Source organism: Ruegeria conchae (genome assembly GCF_000192475.1).
Classification (GTDB): Bacteria; Pseudomonadota; Alphaproteobacteria; order Rhodobacterales; family Rhodobacteraceae; genus Ruegeria; species Ruegeria conchae.
In genome coordinates, this window is record NZ_AEYW01000013.1 from 346137 (window position 1) to 370272 (window position 24136).

Sequence of the window (24136 nt, forward strand, 5' to 3'; positions counted from 1 at the left end):
CGTGGCGTTTTCGCTGTCTTTGTTTCCCGCTTCGGGACAATTGCGCGTAGGTGATCGATGGTCGACTCACTTCGAACACGTCGATTGGCCTTTCGCAAATTGCTTAAAATAAGTGCAGTTACTGATTGCGGTAAATTACAAGCAGTGCGACAAAACGTCATGACGTTTGTCATTTGCCAGTACGGAGGATTGTATGACCGGCATTATAGAACCCAGCTTTCGTGAGAGTGTTGATCTGATGTTCAACAGAGCTGCGTCTCTGATGGATCTGCCGCCCGGACTGGAAGAAAAGATCAGGGTATGTAACGCCACCTACACAGTCAGGTTCGGAGTTCGGCTGAGAGGGCAGATTCACACATTCACCGGATACCGCTCGGTTCATTCAGAACATATGGAGCCGGTCAAAGGTGGTATTCGCTATGCTCTCGCGGTGAACCAAGACGAGGTTGAGGCGCTCGCGGCTCTGATGACCTACAAATGCGCTTTGGTCGAAGCGCCATTTGGGGGGTCGAAAGGCGGGTTGTGTATCGATCCGCGCCAATATGAAGAACACGAGCTAGAGCAGATCACCCGCCGTTTCGCCTATGAATTGGCTAAACGCGATCTGATCAACCCGTCTCAGAACGTCCCCGCGCCCGACATGGGAACAGGCGAACGCGAAATGGCGTGGATGGCCGACCAGTATGCCCGGATGAACACGACAGATATCAACGCGCGCGCCTGTGTGACGGGTAAACCGCTAAACGCTGGGGGTATCGCAGGTAGGGTCGAAGCGACCGGCCGCGGCATTCAATATGCGTTGCGCGAATTCTTCCGGAATCCGGAAGATGTCAAAAAGGCTGGTATGACAGGCAAATTGGACGGCAAGCGAGTTGTTGTGCAGGGCTTGGGCAATGTGGGCTACCACGCGGCAAAATTCCTCAGTGAAGAAGACGGATCGCGCGTGATTGGCATCATCGAATGGGATGGCGCATTATACAATCCCGATGGCATTGATGTTGAAGCGGTGCGTCAGTGGATCGTTAAGCATGGCGGCGTGAAAGACTATCCGGATGCGACGCATTCAGCCGAGGGCGGTGCGGTGCTTGAATCCGAGTGCGATATCCTGATCCCGGCCGCACTGGAAGGGGTGATTAACCTGTCTAATGCAGAACGGATCAAAGCGCCGCTGATTATCGAGGCTGCAAACGGTCCGGTCACGGCGGGCGCAGATGAAATCCTGCGCAACAAAGGTACAGTCATTATCCCCGATATGTATGCAAATGCGGGCGGTGTTACAGTATCCTATTTTGAGTGGGTCAAGAACCTTAGCCATATCCGCTTTGGCCGCATGCAGCGCCGCCAGGAAGAAGCGCGCCATGAATTGATCGTCAGCGAGCTTGAGCGGCTTGATCGATACCTGGGTGATGCCTGGTCGATGTCGCCGAACTTCAAGGCCAAATACCTTAAGGGTGCTGACGAGTTGGAGCTGGTGCGCTCAGGCCTCGATGACACGATGCGCATCGCCTATCAGGCTATGAGCGAGGTTTGGCATGACCGAGCTGATGTCGATGACCTGCGCACTGCAGCTTATATTGTGGCGATTGATCGGGTCTCAAAAAGCTATCGGGCAAAAGGACTCTGAGCACTCAGGCAATCGAATTTCTAAAAGCGGCCGCCCCATGGGTGGCCGCTTTTTTCGATTTGTCCTATTCAGTTTCGCAGAAAGATCGATCGATATGCCGTTAGTCGTTACGGAATTGGACCAGGACGACGTTTATGTCGATGTCCAATATACCTCGGGTACTACGCTTCTACAGAGGAAACTGTGATACGCCGCCATATGACTGTACGCGAGATGTTGAAACATCTGCAAAGAGTCTGTGCCTAGTGTTGCACTCGCAGAAAATGCAGCTGTTGTTAGCCGCCTGGGATTCGACTGAGGCACAAATTGAAATCGGCGATGGAAGGTGTTGCTGTGCAGGGTTAAGCTGCGCCAAAGGAAACGAATCCGGGAGAACCCCATGTTGCGTATTGCCATTGTCGCGGCCTTGCTGGCCTCACCCTTGGCTGCTCAGGAGACTAAAGAGCAAAGTTGCAAGTATCAGGCCGATGTCGTGGCTGCGGTTCAGAAGGCACGTTTGGACCGGGTCAAGGAACGCGACGTGGCGCAGGCAGTAGCAGACAGTGGTCCGACGTGGCCCGAGAACTACAATGCGGCGATTCCGTTGATCACACCTTGGGTGTACGAACAGAAAATGCGCGACGTGCGCAAAAAAGATCTCGGTGCCGCTTGGCTGGAGTTGTGTTTACAGCAATAATCCACAGACAGATCATTTCTCTGTGGACAACCGCGCGCCATCCCCTTGGCTCGCGTTTTCATTTCTGGCAGGTTTGACCCATGTCTTTGCCCCCCGGATTTCTGGATGAATTGCGCACGCGCCTCAGCCTGTCTCAGGTTGTTGGGCGTAAGGTCATGTGGGACCAGCGCAAATCCAATCAGGGCAAGGGTGATATGTGGGCGCCTTGCCCGTTTCATCACGAAAAGACCGCCTCATTCCACGTCGATGATCAGAAGGGATTCTATTACTGCTTTGGGTGCCATGCCAAAGGCGATGCTATCAGCTTTGTGAAAGAGACCGAGAATGTCTCGTTCATCGAAGCGGTCGAGATTCTGGCGCGTGAAGCGGGGATGCCGATGCCTGCGCGCGATCCGAAAGCGCAGGAGAAACAGGACAGACGCTCGCAACTCGCCGACGTCATGGAGCAAGCGGTTCAGTTCTTTCGCTTGCAACTCAAGACCGGGGCAGGGGCCGAGGCGCGCGATTACCTGACCCGCCGAGGGCTGGATGCGCAGGCGTTGGATCGATGGGAGATCGGGTTTGCCCCCGACGGCTGGCAGGCGCTGTGGGATCATCTGACCGGCAAGAATGTAGCCGATGATTTGATCCTTGCGGCGGGTCTGGTCAAACCGTCCAACAAGGGCAAAAAACCATATGACACGTTCCGAAATCGCATCATGTATCCAATCCGCGACCCACGCGGGCGTTGCATTGCCTTCGGCGGTCGGGCGATGGACCCGAATGACAACGCAAAATACCTGAACTCGCCCGAGACCGATTTGTTCGATAAAGGCCGTAGCCTCTATAACCACGGTCCTGCGAGACAGGCGGCTGGGAAGGGGCAGCCCCTGATCGTTGCCGAGGGTTACATGGACGTAATCGCGCTGGCCGAGGCGGGCTTTGGCGCGTCGGTGGCGCCATTAGGAACAGCGATCACCGAACATCAACTACAGTTGCTCTGGCGTGTTTCAGATGAACCGATCATTGCCTTGGATGGTGACACAGCGGGCCTGCGCGCCGCGATGCGGGCGATCGATCTGGCCCTGCCATTGCTGGAGGCAGGCAAATCCTTGCGATTTGCACTCATGCCCGAAGGCAAGGACCCAGACGATCTTCTGCGTGCCGAAGGACCGGGGGCGGTGCAAGCCGTTCTGGAAGGGGCCATTCCGATGGTCAAGCTGCTGTGGCAACGTGAGACGGAAGGCAAGGTGTTCGACAGCCCTGAACGGAAGGCGGCGTTGGATAAATCCCTGCGTGAGAAGATCAAGCTGATCCGCGACCCCTCGATCCGATCGCATTACGGGCAGGAAATTAAGGATCTGCGCTGGCAATTATTTCGCCCTCAGAGACAATCGCAAAATCGAACGTGGCAGCCGCGTGGAAAATGGCAACCGCAGACCCAGCCTGCCACGCCCGGTGCGCGCGCATCGTTTCTGGCGTCGTCCGAGAACGCGGATATTCAATTGCGCGAAGCGGCCATTCTGGCAATTGCTATTCTAAATCCACAAGTTGTGATCCAATTCGAACACCAATTAGAAGAAATGGAATGTCACTATCCCGATCATGCAGCATTGCGCGGGGCGATCTTGCGCCACGCGATTGACGACCCGGACAATCTGAGAGACCACATCGTTCAAAATTTGGGGCCGGAACCCCTTGAAAACCTTCTGGCCCTTCGCCATGTCGCAGTGATCCCCTGTGTGTACAAACCAGGCGACGTTGAAAAGGCCCAGATGACGCTGGCCGAGGAACTCGCAAAGATCAAAGCGCTCCGGGGGTTGGATGCTGAGATTGCCGAAGCGGCGGAGGAATTGTCTGATCTGGCCGATGAGGCGCTGACATATCGGCTGGCGCAAGCCGCCGAAGAGCGCAACCGGACAAGCCGCAGCCAGAACGAAGACAGGGCCGTTTTTGACATCGCCGACAATGGTGCGCGAATCAACCGTGACGAGAAAGACGCGTTTGAAGCGATCATGTCGGGTATCAATTTTGAGCGGAAACGCCGATAAAGTGGTGTTTTCGTAAGGCACTGGAAAAGAAAAACAGGTAAACGGGTGGCCGAATCACTTCTACGCGCTAATGATTCGGTCAAAACGAATCACCCATCCCTGCAGGAGCATTGAATGGCCGCCAAGGATACGAACGAAGACCGCAAATCCGACGAGCAGGAACAGGAGATCTCGCTTGATATGAGCCAGGCAGCGGTCAAGAAAATGATCGCCGAGGCCCGTGAGAAAGGTTACATCACCTACGACCAGCTTAATCAGGTTCTGCCACCTGATCAGGTCAGCTCGGAACAGATCGAAGACGTGATGTCGATGCTGTCCGAGATGGGCATCAACATCATCGAAGATGAAGAGGCCGAGGAAGAAGAGAATAAAGGTTCGACCGAACTGGTCACGACCGAAGGCCCACGCGAAGTTGCGCTGGCTGGTGCGGCTACCGAAAAGCTGGATCGTACTGATGACCCCGTACGCATGTATCTGCGCGAGATGGGATCAGTCGAACTGCTTAGCCGCGAGGGCGAGATTGCCATCGCCAAACGGATCGAGGCTGGTCGGAATACTATGATCGCCGGCCTGTGCGAAAGCCCACTGACCTTCCAGGCGATCACGATCTGGCACGACGAATTGTTGAGCGAAGACATTCTGTTGCGCGACGTTATTGATCTTGAAACAACGTTCGGCAACCAGTTGGATGAAGATGGTGACGTACAGGAGCCGGTCGTTGACACATCGTCGGTTCAGGCAGCCAAACCCGCCAAGGATGAAGGCCCAGAGCTGGATGCCGATGGCAACCCGATTGCCAACGACGACGACGATGACGAAGACGATCAGGCCAATATGTCACTTGCTGCGATGGAAGCAGCGCTGAAGGATCAGGTTCTGACTACGCTAGAGCGGATTTCCAGCGACTTTGCGATGCTCTCCGAGATGCAGGATAGCCGAATTTCGGCTACTCTGAATGAAGATGGATCGTTCAGCGAAAAGGACGAAGAGACCTATCAGAAGCTGCGTGCGGAAATTGTTGAGCTGGTAAATGGTCTACACCTGCACAACAACCGTATCGAAGCGCTGATTGACCAGCTTTATGGCATCAACCGCCGGGTCATGTCGCTGGACAGCTCAATGGTGAAACTGGCCGACCAGGCCCGGATCAACCGTCGTGAATTCATCGACGCCTATCGCGGGCGTGAGCTGGATCCGAACTGGCTGGCCGAGATGGCCGAAAAGCCGGGCCGGGGTTGGCAGATGTTCATTGAACGCTCGACCGCTAAGGTCGAGGAACTGCGCAACGACATGGCGCAGGTCGGTCAATATGTCGGTCTGGATATCCCTGAATTCCGCCGCATCGTGCAGCAGGTTCAGAAAGGCGAGAAAGAGGCGCGGCAGGCCAAGAAAGAAATGGTTGAAGCCAACTTGCGCCTGGTAATCTCGATCGCCAAAAAGTACACGAACCGCGGCCTGCAATTCCTTGATCTTATTCAGGAAGGTAACATCGGTCTGATGAAGGCAGTGGACAAGTTCGAGTACCGCCGTGGTTATAAGTTCTCGACCTACGCCACTTGGTGGATCCGTCAGGCGATCACGCGGTCAATCGCGGATCAGGCGCGCACGATCCGTATTCCGGTACATATGATCGAGACGATCAACAAACTGGTTCGGACTGGTCGCCAGATGCTGCACGAGATCGGTCGCGAGCCGACTCCGGAAGAACTGGCAGAAAAGCTGCAAATGCCGCTCGAGAAAGTTCGAAAGGTGATGAAAATCGCCAAGGAGCCGATCAGCCTCGAAACGCCCATCGGCGACGAAGAAGACAGCCAGCTTGGCGATTTCATTGAGGACAAGAATGCCGTGCTGCCGCTCGACAGCGCGATTCAGGAGAACCTCAAGGAAACCACCACGCGGGTTCTTGCCTCCCTCACCCCGCGCGAGGAACGGGTTTTGCGGATGCGCTTTGGTATCGGCATGAACACTGACCACACTCTGGAAGAGGTGGGTCAGCAGTTCAGTGTTACCCGCGAACGTATTCGCCAGATCGAGGCCAAAGCGCTGCGTAAGCTAAAGCATCCTAGCCGATCGCGGAAGCTTCGGTCCTTCCTGGATCAATAAGTCAAAGGCGCCCACGAGGCGCCTTTTTCATGCCGCACCTCACATTGTCTGAACAACAAATCAAATTGGCGAAATATCGCATGTTGCGTTGCGCCGCTGTACCTATGTGCTCATTGTCCACTCATGGACAGGCCGGGGTGAGGCGGCAGCGCCGATGACCCCCGGCTACTTTCCTTTATGTGTAAGCGGACGTGAAACCCTTTTACGGAACGCGGTCGGGGCCTGACCGGTCCAGCGTTTGAAAGCCGTCGAGAACGCAGCCTGATCCGAATAGCCCAAAGAATACGAGATTTCAGCTAGATTCATGCCGTTTTTGATAAATGTTTGCGCAAGATCACAGCGCAGATCTTCGACAATCTCGCGGTAGGAAGTGCCTTCATCCGCCAGACGACGGGCAAGTGTGCGCGGGCTGAGGCCAAGTTGAGAGGCGGCTTCATCCGCCTGAATTACCCCTCCGGGCATTGACCTGGTGATTAACCCTTCGATCTGTGCACGGTTTTTTTGTTTTGGCTTACGTCCTTCCGCCAGCAGACGCTCGCCATATTCCAGCAGATGCGCCCGCAGACTGGGATCATAGGTTGGGATCGGTGTTTCGAGTGAGGGTAGTGATAAGATAACCTCCAACCGTTCAGCCTCAAACTTTAGTGGAAAGCCTCCGATCTTTTGAAATGTGTCCGCATGTCGCCCCACACTGTGCTGAAATCGTATTTCGATAGGATACAGTTTCACCTGCGTCAAAGCCCGCATCCGAGCAATGCTTGCGAACAACAAAAACTCGGTTCGACGATGATATCGCGAAAAACTTGGGTCTTTCCATTCAGCCTCCAATGAGGCGGAGTTGCCGGAAACACGCAGACTGAACGCCAGTGCGGGGTCGATGATACCATGAAACCGCGTAGTGTTTTCCAACACCTGTTTCAGATCCCGCGAGTATTTACTGATATATGCCGTCACACTGGAGGAAGAATTGAACTCTAACCCCGCGCCTGCACCGAATGTGATGTCGCCGAGCGCATCACAGGCATGGCGAACAAACATGGCCTCTTTGCGGGCGCTACATAGTGCGGCAGGTGCTTCAACATCGATCCGGGTCAATGCGCTGTTTTTCAAAACTTGATCGACAACCGATAAGCTCGCGCGTTGTTCGAGGGCGCGCATCAGCAATTGAATGCGTGAAATATCGACGTCCATAACCTTGTCCGAAACTCATCCTGATAATCTGATCACGATAGCGGAAAGGCGCTGTATTTTGCCAGCCTCTGTTACCGACACTTGTGACGTGTCGGATATTCGAAAGGATTTGGCCGAAATTGCCAAGAATACCGCAGAAGTGACACCTAAATATCCATCGTTGCCGGGTCAGCACCTTTTGGGGATAAGGTCGAGCCCAAGCAGACGGTCCACCAAGCCGTTTCAATGGGTTCCCCGGCACAGCTCTCCTTATTGGTCGGTCATGTCGCATTGCTGCGAGATTTATGCCGTGCCAGTATCTTCTTGAATTGATGGTGGTATTTGGATTTACAGTGCCTGACTTGCCAGACATTGAAACTGATTTGATTGTCTTTGACGGTGAATGCGTTTTGTGTTCGCAGTTTTTTCAGTTCATGTTGCGCCATGATCGGGACCAAAAGTTCAGATTTGCGACCGCCCAGTCGGAGTTGGGGAGGAGACTCTATTCACGGCTGAATCTCCCGACCAAGGATTTTGAGACCAATCTGGTCATCGTCGATGGTGAAGTTCACCAGAAGCTTGATGCTTTTGCCGCCGCGATGCGCGCCTTACCGGGAGCTTGGTTCTTGCTGTCCTTGTGCCGATATTTGCCAGTGTTTGTGAAGGATCGGCTGTATCACTCGATTGCCCGTAATCGATATGCGTTGTTTGGTCGTTACAACTGTTGTTTGGTTCCCGATGCTAGCCTTCGGTCCCGGTTCGCTTCAGATGGCTTCTGAGCACGACCCGTTCCTGCAAGTTCTGGGTGTGGATGAAAAGCTGCCGGAAGCAATTCAAAAACTGCACTCGGCTGAGGGGCAATATTCGGGAAAATGCAGCATAATCCGAGGTCGGGGGCCATTGGTCGCCCTGGCTTTGCGCATCGGAGGATTCCCGCCAGAAGGGGACGACCTTCAGGTCACTCTCACTATACATCGAACAAAAGGGCATTGGATTTGGAAGCGGGACTTTTCCGGGCATGAGACATGTTCACGCATTAGTTTCGACCAGAGATACAATTGCGTCCACGAAAGGATCGGGGGGCTCGCAATTTGGTTACAGCCTGTACGAACCGAGGCAGGGCTTTCGCTTCAAATCCGTCGGCTCGCCTTGTTTGGAATACCTTGTCCAAAGTTTCTGCTGCCGCAGTCAGCCTCGACAGAAACCCAAGATTCAATGGACCGCTTTTGTTTTGACATCTCTGCCCATGTGCCCGGCCTGGGTTTGCTGATCCGATATAACGGGTGGCTTGAGCCGGATCGGAACGAATTGAGGTCAGTTTGAATTGATTGTGATCTCTACTGTTTGGAGTGGTGAGGCGCACTAGGTATATTTCAGGTGGAAACAGGAAGATGACGAGGATGAAACAGATATTATCAGTTACGTTGGGCGCAATCATATTGCTCGGTTCTCCGGCAATGACCAGCGCGGCGCCAAACGGATATCAAACCGAAGCAATCAGCAATACGGAATTCGAAGTCATCCCAAGGGCGCGCAGAGATGTCGATGGATATTGGTGTGCTGCGGCGGATTTCGCACGACGGTCTTTGGGTGCGGGGTGGCAACAGCGTATTTATGTTCTGCGTGGCTATGGGCCAAGCGTGACGACCGGCCGAAAGACGGCGGTGCAGTTTTCGCTCAAACCACCTGCAAATGCAGACCAGCAAGGCAGTATATCGGTTGGGTTCAAAGCCGGCGACAGTATGTCTGTGCAAGGTGCAAATGGCCGGTGCAGTCGTCGCATTAACTTTAGGTGATCTGCGGTGCAGACCGAATTCTCGATCTCAACGCAGGGTGCGGGGCTTTATGAGTTCACCGCCCCTGTGTGCGATTGGCTGAGGCCGGTATCAGATGGCCTGCTGACCCTCTTTGTGCGGCACACCTCTTGTTCTTTGCTGATTCAGGAAAACGCTGATCCAGAAGTGCAGACCGATTTACATGCCTTTTATGACCGGCTTGTGCCGCCTTCCGACCATCCTTCGATGGCTTATCTGCGCCATACATATGAGGGGCCGGATGACATGCCAGCTCATATCAAAGCTGCGATGATGCCGGTTTCGTTGTCGATCCCGGTGAGGGGTGGGGCACCTGTGTTGGGCACATGGCAGGGGATTTACGTGTTTGAACATCGCAATGCACCGCATATGAGAAAGGTCGCTGCACACTTTGCGTGACGCTTCATATTGGGGTGGAAAATTCCGACTACCCAAACCCTAGCGGCTGCCCTATAGTTGTGGATAAGTAAGCCGCAGCGCTTACAAAAGAGGCCGAACTAGGGACGAGGAGACGGCGGATGCGCTGCCCGTTTTGCGGAAATATCGATACTCAGGTCAAAGATTCACGCCCGGCAGAGGATCACGTCGCGATCCGCCGACGCCGGTTTTGTCCGGCCTGCGGCGGACGGTTTACGACTTATGAACGTGTGCAGTTGCGCGATCTGGTTGTGATCAAGACCAATGGAAAACGAGAAGATTTCGACCGCGACAAACTTGAGCGTTCAATCCGCATATCGATGCAGAAGCGGCCGATTGATCCGGAGCGGATCGACCAGATGATTTCGGGTATCGTTCGCCGATTGGAAAGCATGGGTGAAACCGATATCCCATCGAACAAAATCGGTGAGATTGTCATGGAAGCGCTGGCCCGGATTGATACGGTCGCATATGTTCGTTTTGCGAGTGTGTACAAGAATTTCCAGGCGGCCGACGATTTCGAGGAGTTTGTCCACGAGTTGCGCCCGCCGCAACCTTCGACGGACGAGTGAACGAAGCAGATAAGCGATTTATGGCGCTTGCCTTGTCTTTGGGGCGGCGCGGCCAGGGCACGTGTTGGCCGAACCCGTCCGTCGGGTGCGTGATCGTGCGCGATGGGCGTGTTGTCGGACGCGGCTGGACGCAGCCCGGAGGCCGCCCGCATGCCGAACCCATCGCACTTGCCCAAGCAGGCGAGGCGGCACAAGGGGCGACAGCGTATGTCTCTCTTGAACCCTGCTCGCATCACGGAAAAACGCCACCCTGTGCCGAAGCATTGATCGAGGCTGGAATTGCACGCGTTGTCTCGGCAATCGAAGACAGTGACCCGCGTGTGGCTGGACAAGGGTTCGCCTTGCTGCGTGAAGCTGGGATTGATGTCGTTACCGGGGTTCTGGCCGAACAGGCGGCACGGGATCACGCGGGGTTCTTTCTGAAAACCGAGCAAGGTCGACCGTTTGTAACACTGAAACTGGCCAGCAGCTTTGATGGTCGGATTGCCACGGAAACCGGGCACAGCCAGTGGATCACCGGCCCCAATGCACGCCGTGCAGTGCACGCAATGCGGGCCCGCCATGATGCGGTCATGGTCGGCGCGGGAACGGCGCGGGCTGATGATCCGTCGCTGACGGTTCGCGATTTAGGCGTAGAACGCCAGCCGGTCCGCGTGGTGGTGTCTCGGCATCTGGACTTGCCTTTGATGGGGCATCTCGCGCGGACCGCGTCCAAAATTCCGGTCTGGCTCTGCCATGGTCCTCATCCGGATCCTGATCGCGCCCGCACCTGGGAGGGGCTTGGTGCGCGACTGATCCCATGCGCATTGGACGATCATCACGTTGAAGCCGCTGATCTGCTGCACCAGCTCGGGCAAGCGGGGTTGACGCGCGTCTTTTGTGAAGGCGGATCAGCTTTGGCTGCGTCCTTGCTAGAAAGTGATCTGGTCGATGAGCTGGTTGGTTTCACCGCCGGGCTTACGATCGGAGCCGAGGGTCTTTCGGCGATCGGAGCCTTAGGGTTGGATACTTTGGAAACCGCACCCCGGTTCGATCTGATCGAAACGCAGGTTGTTGGCGGTGATATCCTGCACCGTTGGGCGCGCGTCACGCATTAGGCCTCAGCGCCACCAACGCGCATGCGTTGCCATCATTCCTTGTAGCTTGGACAGAAGGCGGTTCATAGGTCCTGTCGCCGTTGGTGCGCCGTGCGCAAGCCGCTCAACCGCGATCTCGACTGGGCAAGCCTGCCCGGTCACGGGATCAAAGTATCGCGGGTAGTCGATCAGGGTTGCATGTACCAAGCCCATCAATGAAGGCTGCGCGCCGCGACGAGCAGGCACCGCCCCCAAATCTGTCGTCAACCCCCACCCAGCATAGAATGGCGCGCCTAGCGTCGTGACCTTGACGCCGCGCAGCAAAGCTTCGAACCCCAGCAGAGAGGTCATAGTCCAAACCTCGTCTACCTGAGACATCAGGGTGGCGGGGTCGGTGCGCTTGACCACAATGTCAGCCAAATTTGATTCGATTTTGCCTTCTCGTAGTCCGGCTTCGACATCCGGGTGAGGTTTGTAAATTAGAACAGCATCAGGGTTGGCCTCGCGCGTTACACGCAGCAGGTCGAGGTTGTTGCGAATATTGCTTGTACCCAGTCTGATCGAGGCGTCATCTTCTACCTGCCCCGGCACCAGAATGCGATGGCCTTTCGGCAGGTCCGGGGCAGGACTACCGACGTTGTACTTGCTCAGGCCGTCAGAGAGTAACCGGGCTATCAGCCGTTCTGATCGGAGCCTCTGGTCCGGTCGCAACGTCTCGCGCGCAGTGATCCATTCCTCTAGCCGGCTGGGGTGGGTCGGGTCGTAGTAAATACCGATATCATCGGTCACAAGCGAAAGCGGCGGCACCAATTCCGCACCCAATCCACACGAGCGTAGAAAGCCATCCTCGACGCGTGTTGCGCTCAAGGTATCACGCGCTTGGCTCGCCCAGGCCATATGGGGATGTGTGGTATCTTTTGGCTGCTCGGATGTAAAACGCAACTTACCGTGTTGACCGAAAATGCGCTGCAGGCGCCGCCGCTTCCACACCCGCATACCCGATGCAGTCCAACCTTTGTGATCCTGTCTCCAAGCGCGGGTCTGCGCCTCGAGTGTATCGATCACGGTTTCCAATTCGCACAAGCAGTCTTGATATGGGTCGTACCAGCGCGGATACAGGATCATTGTTGCAGCAAAAAGCTGCGCCCGCGTGAGGTTGCGTTGTCGACGGGGGAGGGAGATGTCGTCCTGTGTCAGCCCCCACCCTGAGTAAAACGGTTGCCCGAACACTCGGGGTTTATGTCCCGCCAGAATGGCTTCAAATCCCATCTGTGACGACAGAGTATAAACACCGATAGCGCCTTCCAACAGTGACCAAGGGCTTATCGGGCGGTGCAGAATGGACACGCGGTCACTCAGATCTTGATCAGAAAAATACCCTTTCCGATGACCAGCGGTCGTTTCGGGATGGCTTTTGATGATGACGCGTGCGCCTGGGTTTTCCTCTTGTGCAATGACCAGCATCTCGCGGAACCGCGCATAGTCGCCGTGGCTCGCAGTAACGGCCGCATCTCCCTGGGTCTGATCAATCACCAGAACGTAGCCGGGTTCAGGGGGTGGTTGGTCAAGATCGTAGGCAGAGTATTTGCTGAGGTGCAATTCGCGTAGGCGCGCAATCGCGCCGCGCGCGCGATCCAGCAGGGCAGTGTCATCCAGCGGATGTGTCGTAAGCAGGGTTTCCAGATCGGATTGCGTAGTAGGATCAAAATGTAGACCTGCACGGTCAAGCAGCAATCCCAGCGAAGCCTCGCCGCTGCGTCCGGGTTGCAGAGATCTCAGGAACGCATCTTCGACCCGTAAGATGGGCACATCGCGTTTCCGCGCTATGGTCAAGCCGCGATGAGCAGTTGGGCTGTTGCCCCAGACCCCAACAAGATCTTCGTGTTGGGGCAGACCAAGCCGAATGTCATACCCGGACAAAGACAGGATCCGGCGCACACGCCGTTGTGTCAGGAAACCACCGTTGTAAACAAATAGCCGGGAGCGTTCGCCCCCGGCCGTGCTCTCCGGTTCAGGAAACATCCGCTAGTTTCCTGTAAGTGTCGCTACATTCGCAAATGGCGTCAGTCCTCCGGCGATCAGCGAGATTGATTTGCTCCACTGTGCATATGGGGCTTCGGTGACATAGATCGTGTCATCGTCGCGGATCACAAAATCACGTGCAACAAACAAGCCGTTGGGTGCGGTCAGGTTCAACAGGTAGATCATGCGTTGATCACCCGTCAGCTCAGGGCGCCCCATAACGCTACGTGCAATGTCCTGCCGTTCGTCGCGCAGAATGAAAATCCCGGTGGGGTCTGACGACAGCGACTGAAGGCCCCCGACTTGTGCCAGAGCTTCGAGAGCCGATAAATCCTGACTTTCGAACGCCACGCGGGACTGCCCAGTCGAACCCAGTGCAATATACGAGCGGCTATCCTGTTCAACCAGAATGCGATCGCCGCCGCGCAATGCGATGTCGGTTTCCGGATTGCGGAACAGATCGTTGTACCAGATCGTTCCCTTTTGATTTCCGCGGATCACGGTAACCAAAGCAATATCCGATGCAACTGCGACGCCTCCCGCTTGTGCGAGCATGGTCGACAAGGTTCCCGTCGGGCGCTCGATCGGGTAAATACCCGGTGCACCGATGGTCCCGGTCAAGGAAACAGTCGACCCATTGCCCGGCGTGCGCGTAACCTGAACCTGTGGATCCGGCGTTTGCTCTTCCAGTTTGCTGGAAATCAGGGTGCGCAATTGCTCGGGGGTATTGCCCGCCGCACGCAGCCGACCAGCGTAGGGAACGAAAATATATCCGTCATTGTCGACCTGAACCTGATCCAGATTGGTCGCACCACCAGCTTCTGAAGTCAGCAACCCGTCGTCGACATTCTCCCAGATGCTAAGATTTAGAACATCGCCGGGACGCACAGTATCAGACGCAATGCTTTGGGCGCTGCGAAAAGATTGTGAAAACCCGTATTGCGGAACCGCAGAGGCGGCACGTGCCACGCGGTCGTCGACCTCGACAACAAAGGCGTTGCCGCCGTTTTCGACAGAACCGGCCAGGATTTCTGTTTTGTTCGGTCCGGATTTCGGAAGCTGACACGCTGCCAGCAAACCAAGGACCACCACAAAGGAAGCCCCCCGTATCCATCGGGTAGGAAAACGCTGCACTGCCGATTTACCTCAGTCGTCTTTGTTTTGGGCAGGTTACTCGTTTCAATGCCAAACATCCAGCAACGGGTTGATTCAAGTTACTTAACAAGATGCAACTGTGGCGTTGCGGCCTCGTTGTCTTCCAGTGCCGACTGATATGGACCCTGTTTCATAAGCATCATATCTGCGGCGCGGCGCAATAATTGTCGACGTCCTTTTCGGGAATAGAAGCCACCCGGAATCTGACTGGTATTGAGAAGAAATTGTCGATAGTCCCGGTAGGCTTTGCTGTCCGGAGCATTGGGGCGAGCAAAAAAAGCCTCGATTGGCTGCCGGGAAACAAACTGTGGCTTGTCATATACCGACCGTCCGAAACTGCGCAGGGGAATGCCGCGCCACAGGGCTTGTTGGCCTGCAGTTGAATTCACGGTTACTGCTGATCTTGCTTCATCGAGAAGTTTTGCCAACTTACCACCCGGGACATAGTGAATGCGATCAGTGATATCGAGTTTTTCGGCCATGCGCTGGGCCATGTGCCGAAGTGGTTCACGATGGTTTTCCAGCGGATGCTCTTTGATGACGAGGTGGTGGTGCGCAGGGGCGCCCTTGGCAAAACCGTCAATCACCTGGCTAAGAAACTCGCTCATGCAGGAATAATCCGAATGGGATTGCACCGAGCTGTCATGACCCAGTTGCAACAGGACAAGGTGATAGGGAAAGCCCCCCCGCCTGACCCGAGTCGTTGCCCATCTTCGCTGTAATCTGTGGATTGGCATCAGTGCCAGGCGCTTGAAATACAACTGAAACTCTTTGGCGACCGGTAGCTCGCGGTGAGGCTGGAAATTTCGATAGCGCCGGTTCATGAACATCACGAACCAATGGTAAAGCGCGCCGTAGAAAATGTGCTGGCGCATATCCCCCCAATGCGAGGGCGGCGGAGGGGTTTGACCCTCAGACTGCGCCAATGCCGTCTGCATCTCTTCCACATCAAGCTCCATCAAACGCGAGTTTCCGTTCGAGCCATTGCGCTCATACGTCACCCACCAGGGGCGCAGATATCCCTCTTCGAAAACATGGATAGTAATGCCGCGTGATTTCGCAATTCGAACCGCATTTGCATGGATAGGCCGGGTATCACCATAGAGTACGATATCAGTGACACCATTGAGTGTAACTATGTCGGTGAATGTAGCTGGCCAATCGTCGGGATTCCCCAGATAGGGAATAAAGCTGGTCGTGTCGCTCCAAAACGCCTGATCGCCCGCGTTGAATCCAACACGGATGACTTTGGCTCCGGCCGCGCGCAGCATACCACCTAGTGCATTGAAGAATGGGCCATGGGGACCTTGCAGGAACAGGAACACACGCCGGTCAGGGCAGGTGGTTGAAGATGCCATATAGTCTGCTCGCAAGGAATATTAGTGGTACGTTTGGATGAAATTATGCCTCTTTGTTGGTTTCTGGGCAAGGCAGGGCTTGTTCGTCGGGCTGGGTGCCTTTACCTCGATTATTGAATTTAGGCTCTTGGGGTTGATGAAATGTTTACAGGGATCGTCACCGATATTGGCACCGTTGCCGAACTTGACCAGCAGGGTGACCTACGGGCAAGGATCAGGACCAGCTATGACACAGCAGGGATCGATATGGGTGCTTCGATCGCAAGCGATGGCGTGTGTCTGACCGTTATCGCGCTGGGGGACGACTGGTACGATGTTCAGATCAGCGCCGAAACGGTTTCGAAGACCAATCTGGATCACTGGCAGGTCGGCACGCGGGTAAATCTGGAACGCGCCTTGAAAGTCGGGGATGAACTGGGGGGGCATATCGTCTCGGGCCATGTTGATGGCGTAGCCGAAGTGATTGCGGTAGCTGACGAGGGCGATAGCACGCGTGTGACTTTGCGCGCACCCGTTGATCTTGCTCGGTTTATCGCGCCAAAAGGATCGGTAGCGCTGAACGGCACGTCTTTGACGGTCAACGATGTTGAGGGATGTGACTTCGGTATCAACTTCATCCCGCATACCAAAGAGGTCACGACATGGGGTGATGTTGCGGTTGGTGACAAGGTGAATCTTGAGATCGATACTCTGGCCAGATACGTGGCCCGTCTGGCCGAGATGTCCTGAACCTCAGGTTCCCGGCCCGAACCGTGCCGTGAGCCTTTTGGCCAGCCACCAGAAGAAAAGGACCAACAGGATCGAGGCATATCCATCAATGGCGTAATGCCACGCAAGATGTACCGATCCCAACAGGATGACAAAGGTAAACACCGTCAGCCCCCAGCCCAGCCACCGCGAATAAGTGAACCCATACAGCGCCAGGAGCGCGCTTGAAGCGACATGCATACTAGGCATAGCAGAGATACCTCGTGCGAGCCCCGAATTTTGAAAGCCATCCAGCAGCGTGCTTTGCACTTTCAGCGCCCAAACCGGGCTGATTTCATGTGATTGACGCAGCAATTCCATCTGCGGAACGAAATCCGTGCCCAGATTGAAGGGTTCATAATAAACAGGACCGACAGATGCAAAGACCGTCGCGATCACGTTACCCCCGACAAACCAGCACAGCACAAAGGCGACCAGGAATACCGTGCTACGAATTGGATCACGGCGATCTAGGCAGGCCACACAGACGGCGATATAAAGCATCGGAAACCAGATATGATAGGCCGCATTCAAAGCTGTTGTAATCACTGGCGACCCAAGGACGGGCCTTAGCAAAGTCCAGGGATCGACACCGCCGTGTAGGAACCTGTCCCATTGCGCAAACTGTGTGTCCCAAAGAGAGGGATTCAACGAGTGAATCTCGTTCTTCAAAAATGTGTAGGTTACGATCAGAGCGACGATGCTGACGAAGCAGATCAAAACGTCGGGTGCTTTTTCGACGTCTGTCAGTTTGGTCCGCAGGTCTTGCAACATCCAATGAATTGGCTTTTTCGGTTTGACCACAAAAATCGCAACACCAAGCCTCCAGAGGATGAAATTTGCGAACATAAAGCAAAGCAGACGGAGCGATATTCCTAAAAGGATGGGGGTCGAGGAATCCCAAAATGACCGGCCCACATATAGGCTGACGGCGATGGCGCATGCGATTTGCAGCGCAACCAGTAACAATAACAGCCTGTTACGCCAAAGGGAATTTATCAGAACTGCATTAGAAGCAGGGAGATAGGCGGTCTTGGACACTGGGCTCGATATCTCGACACACTAGGGAATTGTTGAGTTTTAGGTGCCTTTGATATCGGGCATTCCGAGGGCTTGATTGCGGCAATTTGTGGACAAAGCCCACATTTGCACCTCAAAGGTTCAGAAAATGGCAACAATATCGGCGTATCGAAACAGGGGTATTTACACCCGCCGTGGCCAGTTTTTTACGCCCGTCTCAGATTGAACTACTTGTTGCACATTCCGATGCCAGGGGCGGATCGCACAAACCGGAGCGCATACGGGCTGGTCATTGACGCGCACGTGGTCTATTTCGCCAGCAAACCTGCCATGCGAAAGGCTTACCCCATGAGCTTTGAAACCCCCGGACCGGTTGAGGCCCAGTTGCGCGAGGCGATTAGCCCGATCGAGGACATCATCGAAGAGGCCCGCAAAGGCCGGATGTACATTCTTGTCGATCACGAAGATCGCGAGAATGAGGGCGACCTCGTAATTGCTGCAGAATTTGCCGATGCGAATGCCATCAACTTCATGGCCACCCATGGGCGCGGGCTGATTTGTCTGCCCATGACAGCCGAACGGATTGATCATCTGGGGCTGCCGATGATGGCCGTTAACAACTCATCACGTCACGAGACGGCGTTCACCGTTTCAATTGAGGCGCGCGAGGGGGTTTCCACTGGAATCTCAGCCGCTGACCGCGCGTTGACCGTCGCAACCGCGATCAACGAGCAAAACACGATGGCGCATATTGCGACGCCGGGCCATGTGTTCCCGTTGCGTGCCAAGCGCGGTGGGGTGCTTGTGCGCGCGGGTCATACCGAGGCGGCAGTGGATATCTCGCGTCTGGCTGGGTTGAAGCCAGCGGGAGTGATCTGTGAGATCATGAACCCCGACGGCACCATGGCGCGTCTGCCCGATCTGGTTGAGTTCGCCAAAGAGCATGACTTGAAGATCGGGACAATCAGCGACCTGATCAGCTATCGCTCGCGTAATGATAATTTGGTCGTCGAAACCTCGCGTGAGACGGTGACCTCGGAATACGGTGGCGACTGGGAGATGCGGATTTTTACCGATCAAACCCATGGCATCGAACATGTTGTGATGATCAAGGGCGACATCACAACGCCCGAGCCGGTCCTGACTCGGACCCATGCTTTGCATGAAGCACCCGATATTCTGGGGCTCGGCCCGAAATCCTCGCGAGAGCTGCCTCGCGCGATGGAGAAGATAGCCGCAGAGGGGAGGGGGTGGTTTGCCTGTTCCGCCAGCCCCGCAATTCTCTCTATGCTGCCGAAGATGAAGGTCCGCGGACTATCAAGCAAACCGGCCTGGGTGCGCAGATTCTATCCAAGATGGGTGTTCAGGAACTGGTGTTGCTGACTGATTCACCCGAAACTGTATATCTGGGGCTCGACGCCTTTGGGCTGTCCATTGTCGGAACCCGCTCGATCCTCAAGGAAGACTGAAAATGGCTGAACAAGACAAACATGGTATCCTGCCGACACCGACATTCGATAAACCGGTGAAGTTGCTAATTGTGGCGGCTCCGTTCTACCGCGCGATTGCCGACAACCTGATTGCGGGTGCCAAAGCCGAGATCGAGGCGGCTGGCGGTACCTGCGAGGTTGTCGAAGTTCCCGGTGCGTTGGAAATTCCGACCGCTATCGCCATGGCCGACCGTCAGTGCAATTTTGACGGCTATGTCGCGCTGGGCTGCGTCATTCGCGGCGAGACCACGCATTATGAAACAGTCTGCAACGACTCGAGTCGTGCCATCCAACTGATGGGCCTGCAGGGCCTGTGCATCGGCAATGGTATTCTGACGGTCGAGAATGACGATCAGGCCGAAGTTCGCGCAAATCCTGAAAAGATGAATAAAGGCGGCGGAGCCGCCGCTGCGGCCTTGCATCTGATCGCGCTCAGCCGTAAGTGGGGCTCTTCCAAAAAGGGCGTGGGCTTTAAGCCGCCGTCCGAGTCCATCCTTGTGGCGGGCGACAGCAACGGATCCACAATCGCATGACCAAGACAGACGCGCCGAAACCGGCCAACCAGAAACGCCTGATGAAATCCGCCGCACGCCTCTATGCCGTGCAGGCGCTATTCCAGATGGAGCAATCGGGTCAGACGACTGAAGCAGTCGTAACCGAGTTTCTGGATCACCGTTTTGGCGCCGTCTATGAAGGCGAAGAAATGCTGGATGGCGATATCAGCGTCTTCCGCAAACTGGTGGATGACGCCGTGAACTATCAGGCCCCCATCGACCAGATGACCGACCGCGCGCTGGTGGCGAAATGGCCCATAGCCCGCATCGATCCGACCCTGCGCGCCCTGTTTCGAGCCGCCGGAGCGGAACTGACCCAAAGTAACACACCGCCCAAAGTCGTCATCACTGAGTTTGTCGACGTGGCCCGTGCATTCTTCCCCGAAGGGAAAGAACCCAAATTCGTCAACGCTGTGCTGGATCATATGGCGCGCGAGGCTCAGCCCGAGGCGTTCTGACACCTTTACCCGGACCAGATATGCACTAGCCTGAAAACCAGAGCGCAAGGAGGTTCACCATGCCCAAACTGGTCCGACTTTATATCACTCAAGTTGCATGGGGCTTTGTCATCTCGGCTGTTTTTGTCGGTGTGCTTCTGGCGATGAACGTTGCCAACCTGCGCCACCTGATTACAGGGTCAGAGATCGGACTGATCGCATTGGTGATGATCTGGTTTATGAACGGGATCGTATTCGCAGGGGTTCAGTTCGCCTACAAGATCATGAGCATGGCAGATAACACCCAGGGGCCGCACGGTGGATCAGCTGTTGCCCACAATTTCCGACCTGCAGTCGTGAAGCAGGAAGTGCGACCAGATCATTGATCTGAAAAGGAAAAATGTGGCGGGACCACCAGTCAACCGTGGGGCTTTGATTCCCGAGGACCTGTGTATACAGGTGGGCGCCAGATAATCAGGCCAGGACCTGAACAGAGCCAGCTCCCTCGGAATTGCTTAAGGCCACCGGAATGCTGCCGTGCACGAGAAGGGCAGAACCCGCCAAGCGCTTAAGTAGGGCGTGAAGCGGGTTCGCACAAGGGGTTATGCATCAACAGTTTCGTGCAGTGCTGTGCGCATCTTACCGAAATGTTCGTCCCAGCCATTGTCCAGTGCAAGGATCAGGCCAAAGGCGTCGACCCCTTGTGGTAGCCCTTCGTGCAACAAGCCAAGGCGTGTACCGCCCGGGACCGGTTCCAAGGTCCATTTGACCACGCTCACGGCTTTACCCATTGGTTTGACGGTGAATGTGTATTCCAGATATTCCGGGCGGCGCGCCTCACGCACTTCACCCCAGATCAGAAGATCACCGCTGGTCGTCCCGAACATCTCAAGCTTATTACCCGCTGCCAAAGGTCGTTCGGGTTTGTGGAACCATTCTGCCAGACGGTCGGGTTCGGTTAGGTAAGCCCAAACAGTTTCGGGCTCGGCCCGCAAGAATATGGTCTTTTGCAATACGGCATTGGTCACTTTTTATTCCTCTCTATCGCTTCTTGTAAGTTCGAAAGGCGGTCGTCCCAGAACCGATCAAAATAGCTGAGCCAGTCCAGAACAGGGGCTATCCCCTTGGGTTCAAGCCGATTAATGCGTTCACGGCCCTTTGCTTCGACCGTAATCAGACCGCCATCTGACAGAACAGTCAGGTGTTTTTTGACCGCCGCCCTTGTCATGTCGAAGCGTTCGGTGAGTTGTGCGATCGTCATGTCCTTGGCCGCCAACATCTGCACAATGTCCCGACGGGTAGGGTCAGCAAGCGCCCGGAACGCGTTTTGAATCTTCGGGTCCATGGTACACTCCATATGATACCATTAGGTACTATATTAATGAGATACCAAATGGTATCATGTCAAGAGCTTGATTTTTGTTCACTAATTGTTCACATTTTAGATATGACACTCGATCTACAACCTGGACAAAAACTGGCACGCGGTGTTTCGCGACATTTGTTAACCCATGGCTATGTTTCAATTGAGGAATTTGTACCGGCACGGGGTCTGCGCGTCGATGTAATGGGCTTGGGCCCAAAGGGCGAGCTGTGGGTGATCGAGTGCAAATCCAGTCGTGCTGACTATCAGTCAGACTCTAAGTGGCAGGGCTATCTGGAATGGTGTGATCGATTCTTTTGGGCGGTAGATACTGACTTTCCGACCGATTTGCTGCCTGAAGACACTGGGTTGATTATTGCAGACGCATATGATGCCGAGATCATCCGAATGAGCCCGGAAAGCAAAGTGGCTCCGGCGCGAAGAAAGAAGATGATCCAGAAATTTGCTGTAGACGCAGCCCGCAGGCTGCATACGCTGCGTGATCCGCGACTTTAACTGCTGACTGCCCGCGCTGCCTGAGCAGCGGCGCGGATTTCCTCGGCGATTTCTTCGGCCTCTTCCGGGTCAAAATCCATCGGAATCTCAATACCGGAACCTTCAATAAACAGACGCACCATACCCTGATCGGTGGGGCCGATCTGCAGATTCGCTTCGATTTCGCGTTCGGTGTTGATGCCCATTTGTGCCTCCGGGAATTCAGTCTTGGTGCTAGCGTGCAACGGGTTGAGAATCAAGCGGGCTATAGGGTCAGATAGGGAATGGATGACATCAACCTTAGACCCTTTCGTCCAGATGACACCGCGTGGCTGGTGGAACGTCACGGTACGCTGTATGGCCGCGATGAGGGGTTCGACGAGACTTTCGCCCCACTGGTGGCGCGAATTCTTGAGGATTTTATTGCCAATAGTAACTCGGAACGCGAATGCGGTTGGATTGCCGAGCGCGCAGGTAAGCGACTTGGAAGTATATTCTGTGTCACGCAGGACAACCACACTGCCAAGCTGCGCTTGTTTTTGCTGGTGCCCGAAGCTCGCGGGCTGGGGCTCGGAAAGCGTCTTTTGACCACCTGCATGGGCTTTGCGCGCGGCGCGGGATATCGTGAAATGGCGCTTTGGACTCATGAAAGCCACGCTGCGGCCTGCGGGCTTTACCGCTCGTTTGGATGGCGGCTTACAGACAGCAAGCCGGTACATTCCTTTGGTGTCGATCTGGTAGAACAAAGCTGGCGAATTCGCCTTTAATCCCCTTGCAATCCTCGCACGCCTTCGCTAAATCGCCCCTCACGAGTGCCGCCTTAGCTCAGTTGGTTAGAGCGCTGGATTGTGGATCCAGAGGTCCCCTGTTCAAGCCAGGGAGGCGGTACCATTTCCCCGGACTTGCATCGATTGCCGAATAAGGTCTCGGGGGTGATCCGGCGCTTGCCATAAACCGCATTCTAGAGGTGTAGTTGAGACATGCCGGACGCTAAGTTTTCAGAAACCCGCACTGCCGCCCGCCTCTCTGTCGCCCCCATGATGGACTGGACGGATCGTCACTGTCGGTATCTGCATCGCCTGCTGAGTTCGCGAACGCTGTTGTACACCGAAATGGTGACGGCACCCGCTTTGGTACGGGGTGGGGCGTTTCATTTGCTTGAATACAGCCCCCAGGAACATCCAATCGCGCTTCAGCTGGGTGGGTCCGATCCAAGCGAATTGGCACTGGCTGCCAAGATGGGGGCCGAGGCTGGGTATGATGAGATCAATCTGAATTGCGGCTGCCCGTCTGATCGTGTGCAATCGGGCACTTTTGGCGCCGTATTGATGCGCGAACCTGAGCGTGTTGCGGAATGTGTTGCGGCAATGCGAGAGGTCGTGGAGGCTGAAGTCACTGTAAAGTGCCGGATCGGCGTTGATGAGCAAGACCCTCAAAAGGTGCTGCCCGTTTTCCTTGAGCAAATCAAAACGGCGGGATGTGAACGTGTCACGATCCACGCACGAATGGCATGGCTGCAAGGGCTAAGCCCTAAGGAAAATAGGGATATCCCTCCGCTTGACTACGAACTGGTTCATCAGATGAAGGCAGATTTTCCTGACCTTCACATTTCGATCAACGGTGGAATTACATCGCTGGTACAGGCGCAGGAGCATCTGGACGCTGGGCTTGATGGCGTCATGATCGGGCGCGCGGCCTATCATCAGCCAACGGATATCCTGGCCGGGGCAGATCCGCTGATTTTTGGAATCGGCCAGATTGCAGATCCGATGGACGTGGTTCAAAAAATGTTGCCCTATGTCGAGGCGCATCTTGCCGGTGGTGGGCGATTGCACCAGATCACTCGGCATATGCTGGGTCTGTTTGCAGGACGTCCGGGTGCGCGGGGATGGCGGCGGATGCTATCTGAGGGCGCAGTGCGCGAAAATGCAGGGCCTGAGGTGATCCTGCGGGCTCTGGATTCGATTGTGTCGAATGCATCGGTAGAGCAGGTGGTTTGACACGGCCCTTGGC

Annotated in this window: 25 protein-coding genes, 1 tRNA gene and 1 pseudogene; 19 read left to right on the top strand and 8 right to left on the bottom strand. The window is 55.3% G+C overall.

The window, feature by feature from the left end; translation table 11 throughout:
- Positions 1 to 193: 193 nt before the first annotated feature.
- From G7G_RS0113625 to rpoD, 4 genes are all read left to right on the top strand, one after another.
- The gene (locus G7G_RS0113625) at positions 194 to 1624 is read left to right on the top strand and encodes a Glu/Leu/Phe/Val family dehydrogenase (protein WP_010441990.1); all 1431 of its coding nucleotides are present in this window, start codon (positions 194 to 196) and stop codon (positions 1622 to 1624) included.
- A 379-nt stretch (positions 1625 to 2003) separates the two neighbouring features.
- Complete coding sequence (locus G7G_RS0113635; protein ID WP_010441991.1) at positions 2004 to 2300, top strand: hypothetical protein; 297 nt, start codon at positions 2004 to 2006, stop codon at positions 2298 to 2300.
- 80 nt (positions 2301 to 2380) lie between these two features.
- Positions 2381 to 4330, top strand: coding sequence for a DNA primase (gene dnaG / locus G7G_RS0113640; protein WP_010441992.1), 1950 nt, complete (start codon positions 2381 to 2383; stop codon positions 4328 to 4330).
- 114 nt (positions 4331 to 4444) lie between these two features.
- Positions 4445 to 6433 (top strand): RNA polymerase sigma factor RpoD, encoded by a 1989-nt coding sequence (gene rpoD, locus G7G_RS0113645; protein ID WP_010441993.1) that lies wholly within the window; start codon positions 4445 to 4447, stop codon positions 6431 to 6433.
- Positions 6434 to 6598: 165 nt separating this feature from the next.
- On the opposite strand, the gene G7G_RS0113650 is transcribed toward rpoD, so the two are convergent.
- Positions 6599 to 7624, bottom strand: a complete 1026-nt coding sequence (locus tag G7G_RS0113650; RefSeq protein WP_010441994.1) for an AraC family transcriptional regulator — start codon at positions 7622 to 7624, stop codon at positions 6599 to 6601.
- A 311-nt stretch (positions 7625 to 7935) separates the two neighbouring features.
- On the opposite strand from G7G_RS0113650, the gene G7G_RS0113655 reads away from it, so the two are divergent.
- The 6 genes from G7G_RS0113655 to ribD all read left to right on the top strand — a co-directional run bounded on the left by G7G_RS0113655 (position 7936) and on the right by ribD (position 11503).
- Positions 7936 to 8382 (top strand): thiol-disulfide oxidoreductase DCC family protein, encoded by a 447-nt coding sequence (locus tag G7G_RS0113655; protein WP_050806462.1) that lies wholly within the window; start codon positions 7936 to 7938, stop codon positions 8380 to 8382.
- Entirely contained in the window at positions 8372 to 8926 is a 555-nt protein-coding gene (locus G7G_RS23035; protein WP_010441996.1) for a DUF4166 domain-containing protein, read from the top strand. The genes G7G_RS0113655 and G7G_RS23035 overlap by 11 nt, the downstream gene beginning before the upstream one ends.
- A 77-nt stretch (positions 8927 to 9003) precedes the next feature.
- Complete coding sequence (locus G7G_RS0113665; RefSeq protein ID WP_010441997.1) at positions 9004 to 9399, top strand: hypothetical protein; 396 nt, start codon at positions 9004 to 9006, stop codon at positions 9397 to 9399.
- A gap of 6 nt (positions 9400 to 9405) precedes the next feature.
- On the top strand, positions 9406 to 9816 hold the full coding sequence (locus tag G7G_RS0113670; protein WP_010441998.1) for a secondary thiamine-phosphate synthase enzyme YjbQ: 411 nt from the start codon (positions 9406 to 9408) through the stop codon (positions 9814 to 9816).
- A 119-nt stretch (positions 9817 to 9935) separates the two neighbouring features.
- Positions 9936 to 10406 (top strand): transcriptional regulator NrdR, encoded by a 471-nt coding sequence (gene nrdR / locus G7G_RS0113675; RefSeq protein ID WP_008756450.1) that lies wholly within the window; start codon positions 9936 to 9938, stop codon positions 10404 to 10406.
- On the top strand, positions 10403 to 11503 hold the full coding sequence (ribD, locus tag G7G_RS0113680; RefSeq protein ID WP_259462631.1) for a bifunctional diaminohydroxyphosphoribosylaminopyrimidine deaminase/5-amino-6-(5-phosphoribosylamino)uracil reductase RibD: 1101 nt from the start codon (positions 10403 to 10405) through the stop codon (positions 11501 to 11503). Before nrdR ends, ribD begins: the two co-directional genes overlap by 4 nt.
- 3 nt (positions 11504 to 11506) lie before the next feature.
- On the opposite strand, the gene G7G_RS0113685 is transcribed toward ribD, so the two are convergent.
- The 3 genes from G7G_RS0113685 to G7G_RS0113695 form a co-directional block, all read right to left on the bottom strand.
- Positions 11507 to 13504, bottom strand: coding sequence for a capsular polysaccharide biosynthesis protein (locus G7G_RS0113685; protein WP_010442000.1), 1998 nt, complete (start codon positions 13502 to 13504; stop codon positions 11507 to 11509).
- Positions 13505 to 13507: 3 nt separating this feature from the next.
- Positions 13508 to 14638, bottom strand: coding sequence for a polysaccharide biosynthesis/export family protein (locus G7G_RS0113690; RefSeq protein WP_029621996.1), 1131 nt, complete (start codon positions 14636 to 14638; stop codon positions 13508 to 13510).
- 80 nt (positions 14639 to 14718) lie between these two features.
- On the bottom strand, positions 14719 to 16017 hold the full coding sequence (locus G7G_RS0113695) for a capsule biosynthesis protein (RefSeq protein WP_010442002.1): 1299 nt from the start codon (positions 16015 to 16017) through the stop codon (positions 14719 to 14721).
- Between the two features lie 141 nt (positions 16018 to 16158).
- Between G7G_RS0113695 and G7G_RS0113700 the strand changes: the two genes are divergently transcribed.
- Positions 16159 to 16746 carry a riboflavin synthase gene (locus G7G_RS0113700; RefSeq protein ID WP_010442003.1) on the top strand — a complete coding sequence of 196 codons (588 nt, stop codon included), beginning with the start codon at positions 16159 to 16161 and terminating at the stop codon, positions 16744 to 16746.
- 3 nt (positions 16747 to 16749) lie between these two features.
- Here G7G_RS0113700 and G7G_RS0113705 read toward each other — a convergent pair whose 3' ends face one another.
- Positions 16750 to 17538 (bottom strand): phosphatase PAP2 family protein, encoded by a 789-nt coding sequence (locus tag G7G_RS0113705; RefSeq protein ID WP_238528800.1) that lies wholly within the window; start codon positions 17536 to 17538, stop codon positions 16750 to 16752.
- A gap of 594 nt (positions 17539 to 18132) precedes the next feature.
- Between G7G_RS0113705 and ribB the strand changes: the two are divergent.
- The 4 genes and pseudogenes from ribB to G7G_RS0113725 all read left to right on the top strand — a co-directional run bounded on the left by ribB (position 18133) and on the right by G7G_RS0113725 (position 20651).
- A pseudogene (gene ribB / locus G7G_RS23040) lies at positions 18133 to 19253 on the top strand (3,4-dihydroxy-2-butanone-4-phosphate synthase).
- Positions 19254 to 19255: 2 nt separating this feature from the next.
- The gene (locus G7G_RS0113715; RefSeq protein ID WP_010442005.1) at positions 19256 to 19807 is read left to right on the top strand and encodes a 6,7-dimethyl-8-ribityllumazine synthase; all 552 of its coding nucleotides are present in this window, start codon (positions 19256 to 19258) and stop codon (positions 19805 to 19807) included.
- Positions 19804 to 20286 (top strand): transcription antitermination factor NusB, encoded by a 483-nt coding sequence (nusB, locus tag G7G_RS0113720; protein WP_010442006.1) that lies wholly within the window; start codon positions 19804 to 19806, stop codon positions 20284 to 20286. Before G7G_RS0113715 ends, nusB begins: the two co-directional genes overlap by 4 nt.
- Before the next feature lie 59 nt (positions 20287 to 20345).
- On the top strand, positions 20346 to 20651 hold the full coding sequence (locus tag G7G_RS0113725; protein WP_010442007.1) for a hypothetical protein: 306 nt from the start codon (positions 20346 to 20348) through the stop codon (positions 20649 to 20651).
- Between the two features lie 216 nt (positions 20652 to 20867).
- Here the strand turns inward: G7G_RS0113725 and G7G_RS0113730 are convergent, their stop codons facing one another.
- On the bottom strand, positions 20868 to 21293 hold the full coding sequence (locus tag G7G_RS0113730; protein ID WP_010442008.1) for an SRPBCC family protein: 426 nt from the start codon (positions 21291 to 21293) through the stop codon (positions 20868 to 20870).
- Positions 21290 to 21610 (bottom strand): ArsR/SmtB family transcription factor, encoded by a 321-nt coding sequence (locus G7G_RS0113735; RefSeq protein WP_010442009.1) that lies wholly within the window; start codon positions 21608 to 21610, stop codon positions 21290 to 21292. Before G7G_RS0113735 ends, G7G_RS0113730 begins: the two co-directional genes overlap by 4 nt.
- 102 nt (positions 21611 to 21712) lie before the next feature.
- Between G7G_RS0113735 and G7G_RS0113740 the strand changes: the two genes are divergently transcribed.
- Positions 21713 to 22144, top strand: coding sequence for an MmcB family DNA repair protein (locus G7G_RS0113740; RefSeq protein ID WP_029621999.1), 432 nt, complete (start codon positions 21713 to 21715; stop codon positions 22142 to 22144).
- On the opposite strand, the gene G7G_RS0113745 is transcribed toward G7G_RS0113740, so the two are convergent.
- Positions 22141 to 22329, bottom strand: coding sequence for a DUF6324 family protein (locus G7G_RS0113745; protein WP_010442011.1), 189 nt, complete (start codon positions 22327 to 22329; stop codon positions 22141 to 22143). The two genes, G7G_RS0113740 and G7G_RS0113745, sit on opposite strands and share 4 nt — an antisense overlap.
- 78 nt (positions 22330 to 22407) lie before the next feature.
- On the opposite strand from G7G_RS0113745, the gene G7G_RS0113750 reads away from it, so the two are divergent.
- The 3 genes from G7G_RS0113750 to dusA all read left to right on the top strand — a co-directional run bounded on the left by G7G_RS0113750 (position 22408) and on the right by dusA (position 24123).
- Positions 22408 to 22890 (top strand): GNAT family N-acetyltransferase, encoded by a 483-nt coding sequence (locus G7G_RS0113750; protein ID WP_010442012.1) that lies wholly within the window; start codon positions 22408 to 22410, stop codon positions 22888 to 22890.
- 47 nt (positions 22891 to 22937) lie between these two features.
- Positions 22938 to 23014: transfer RNA gene (locus G7G_RS0113755), tRNA-His, on the top strand.
- Positions 23015 to 23103: 89 nt separating this feature from the next.
- Positions 23104 to 24123, top strand: a complete 1020-nt coding sequence (gene dusA, locus G7G_RS0113760) for a tRNA dihydrouridine(20/20a) synthase DusA (protein ID WP_010442013.1) — start codon at positions 23104 to 23106, stop codon at positions 24121 to 24123.
- Positions 24124 to 24136: the final 13 nt, after the last annotated feature.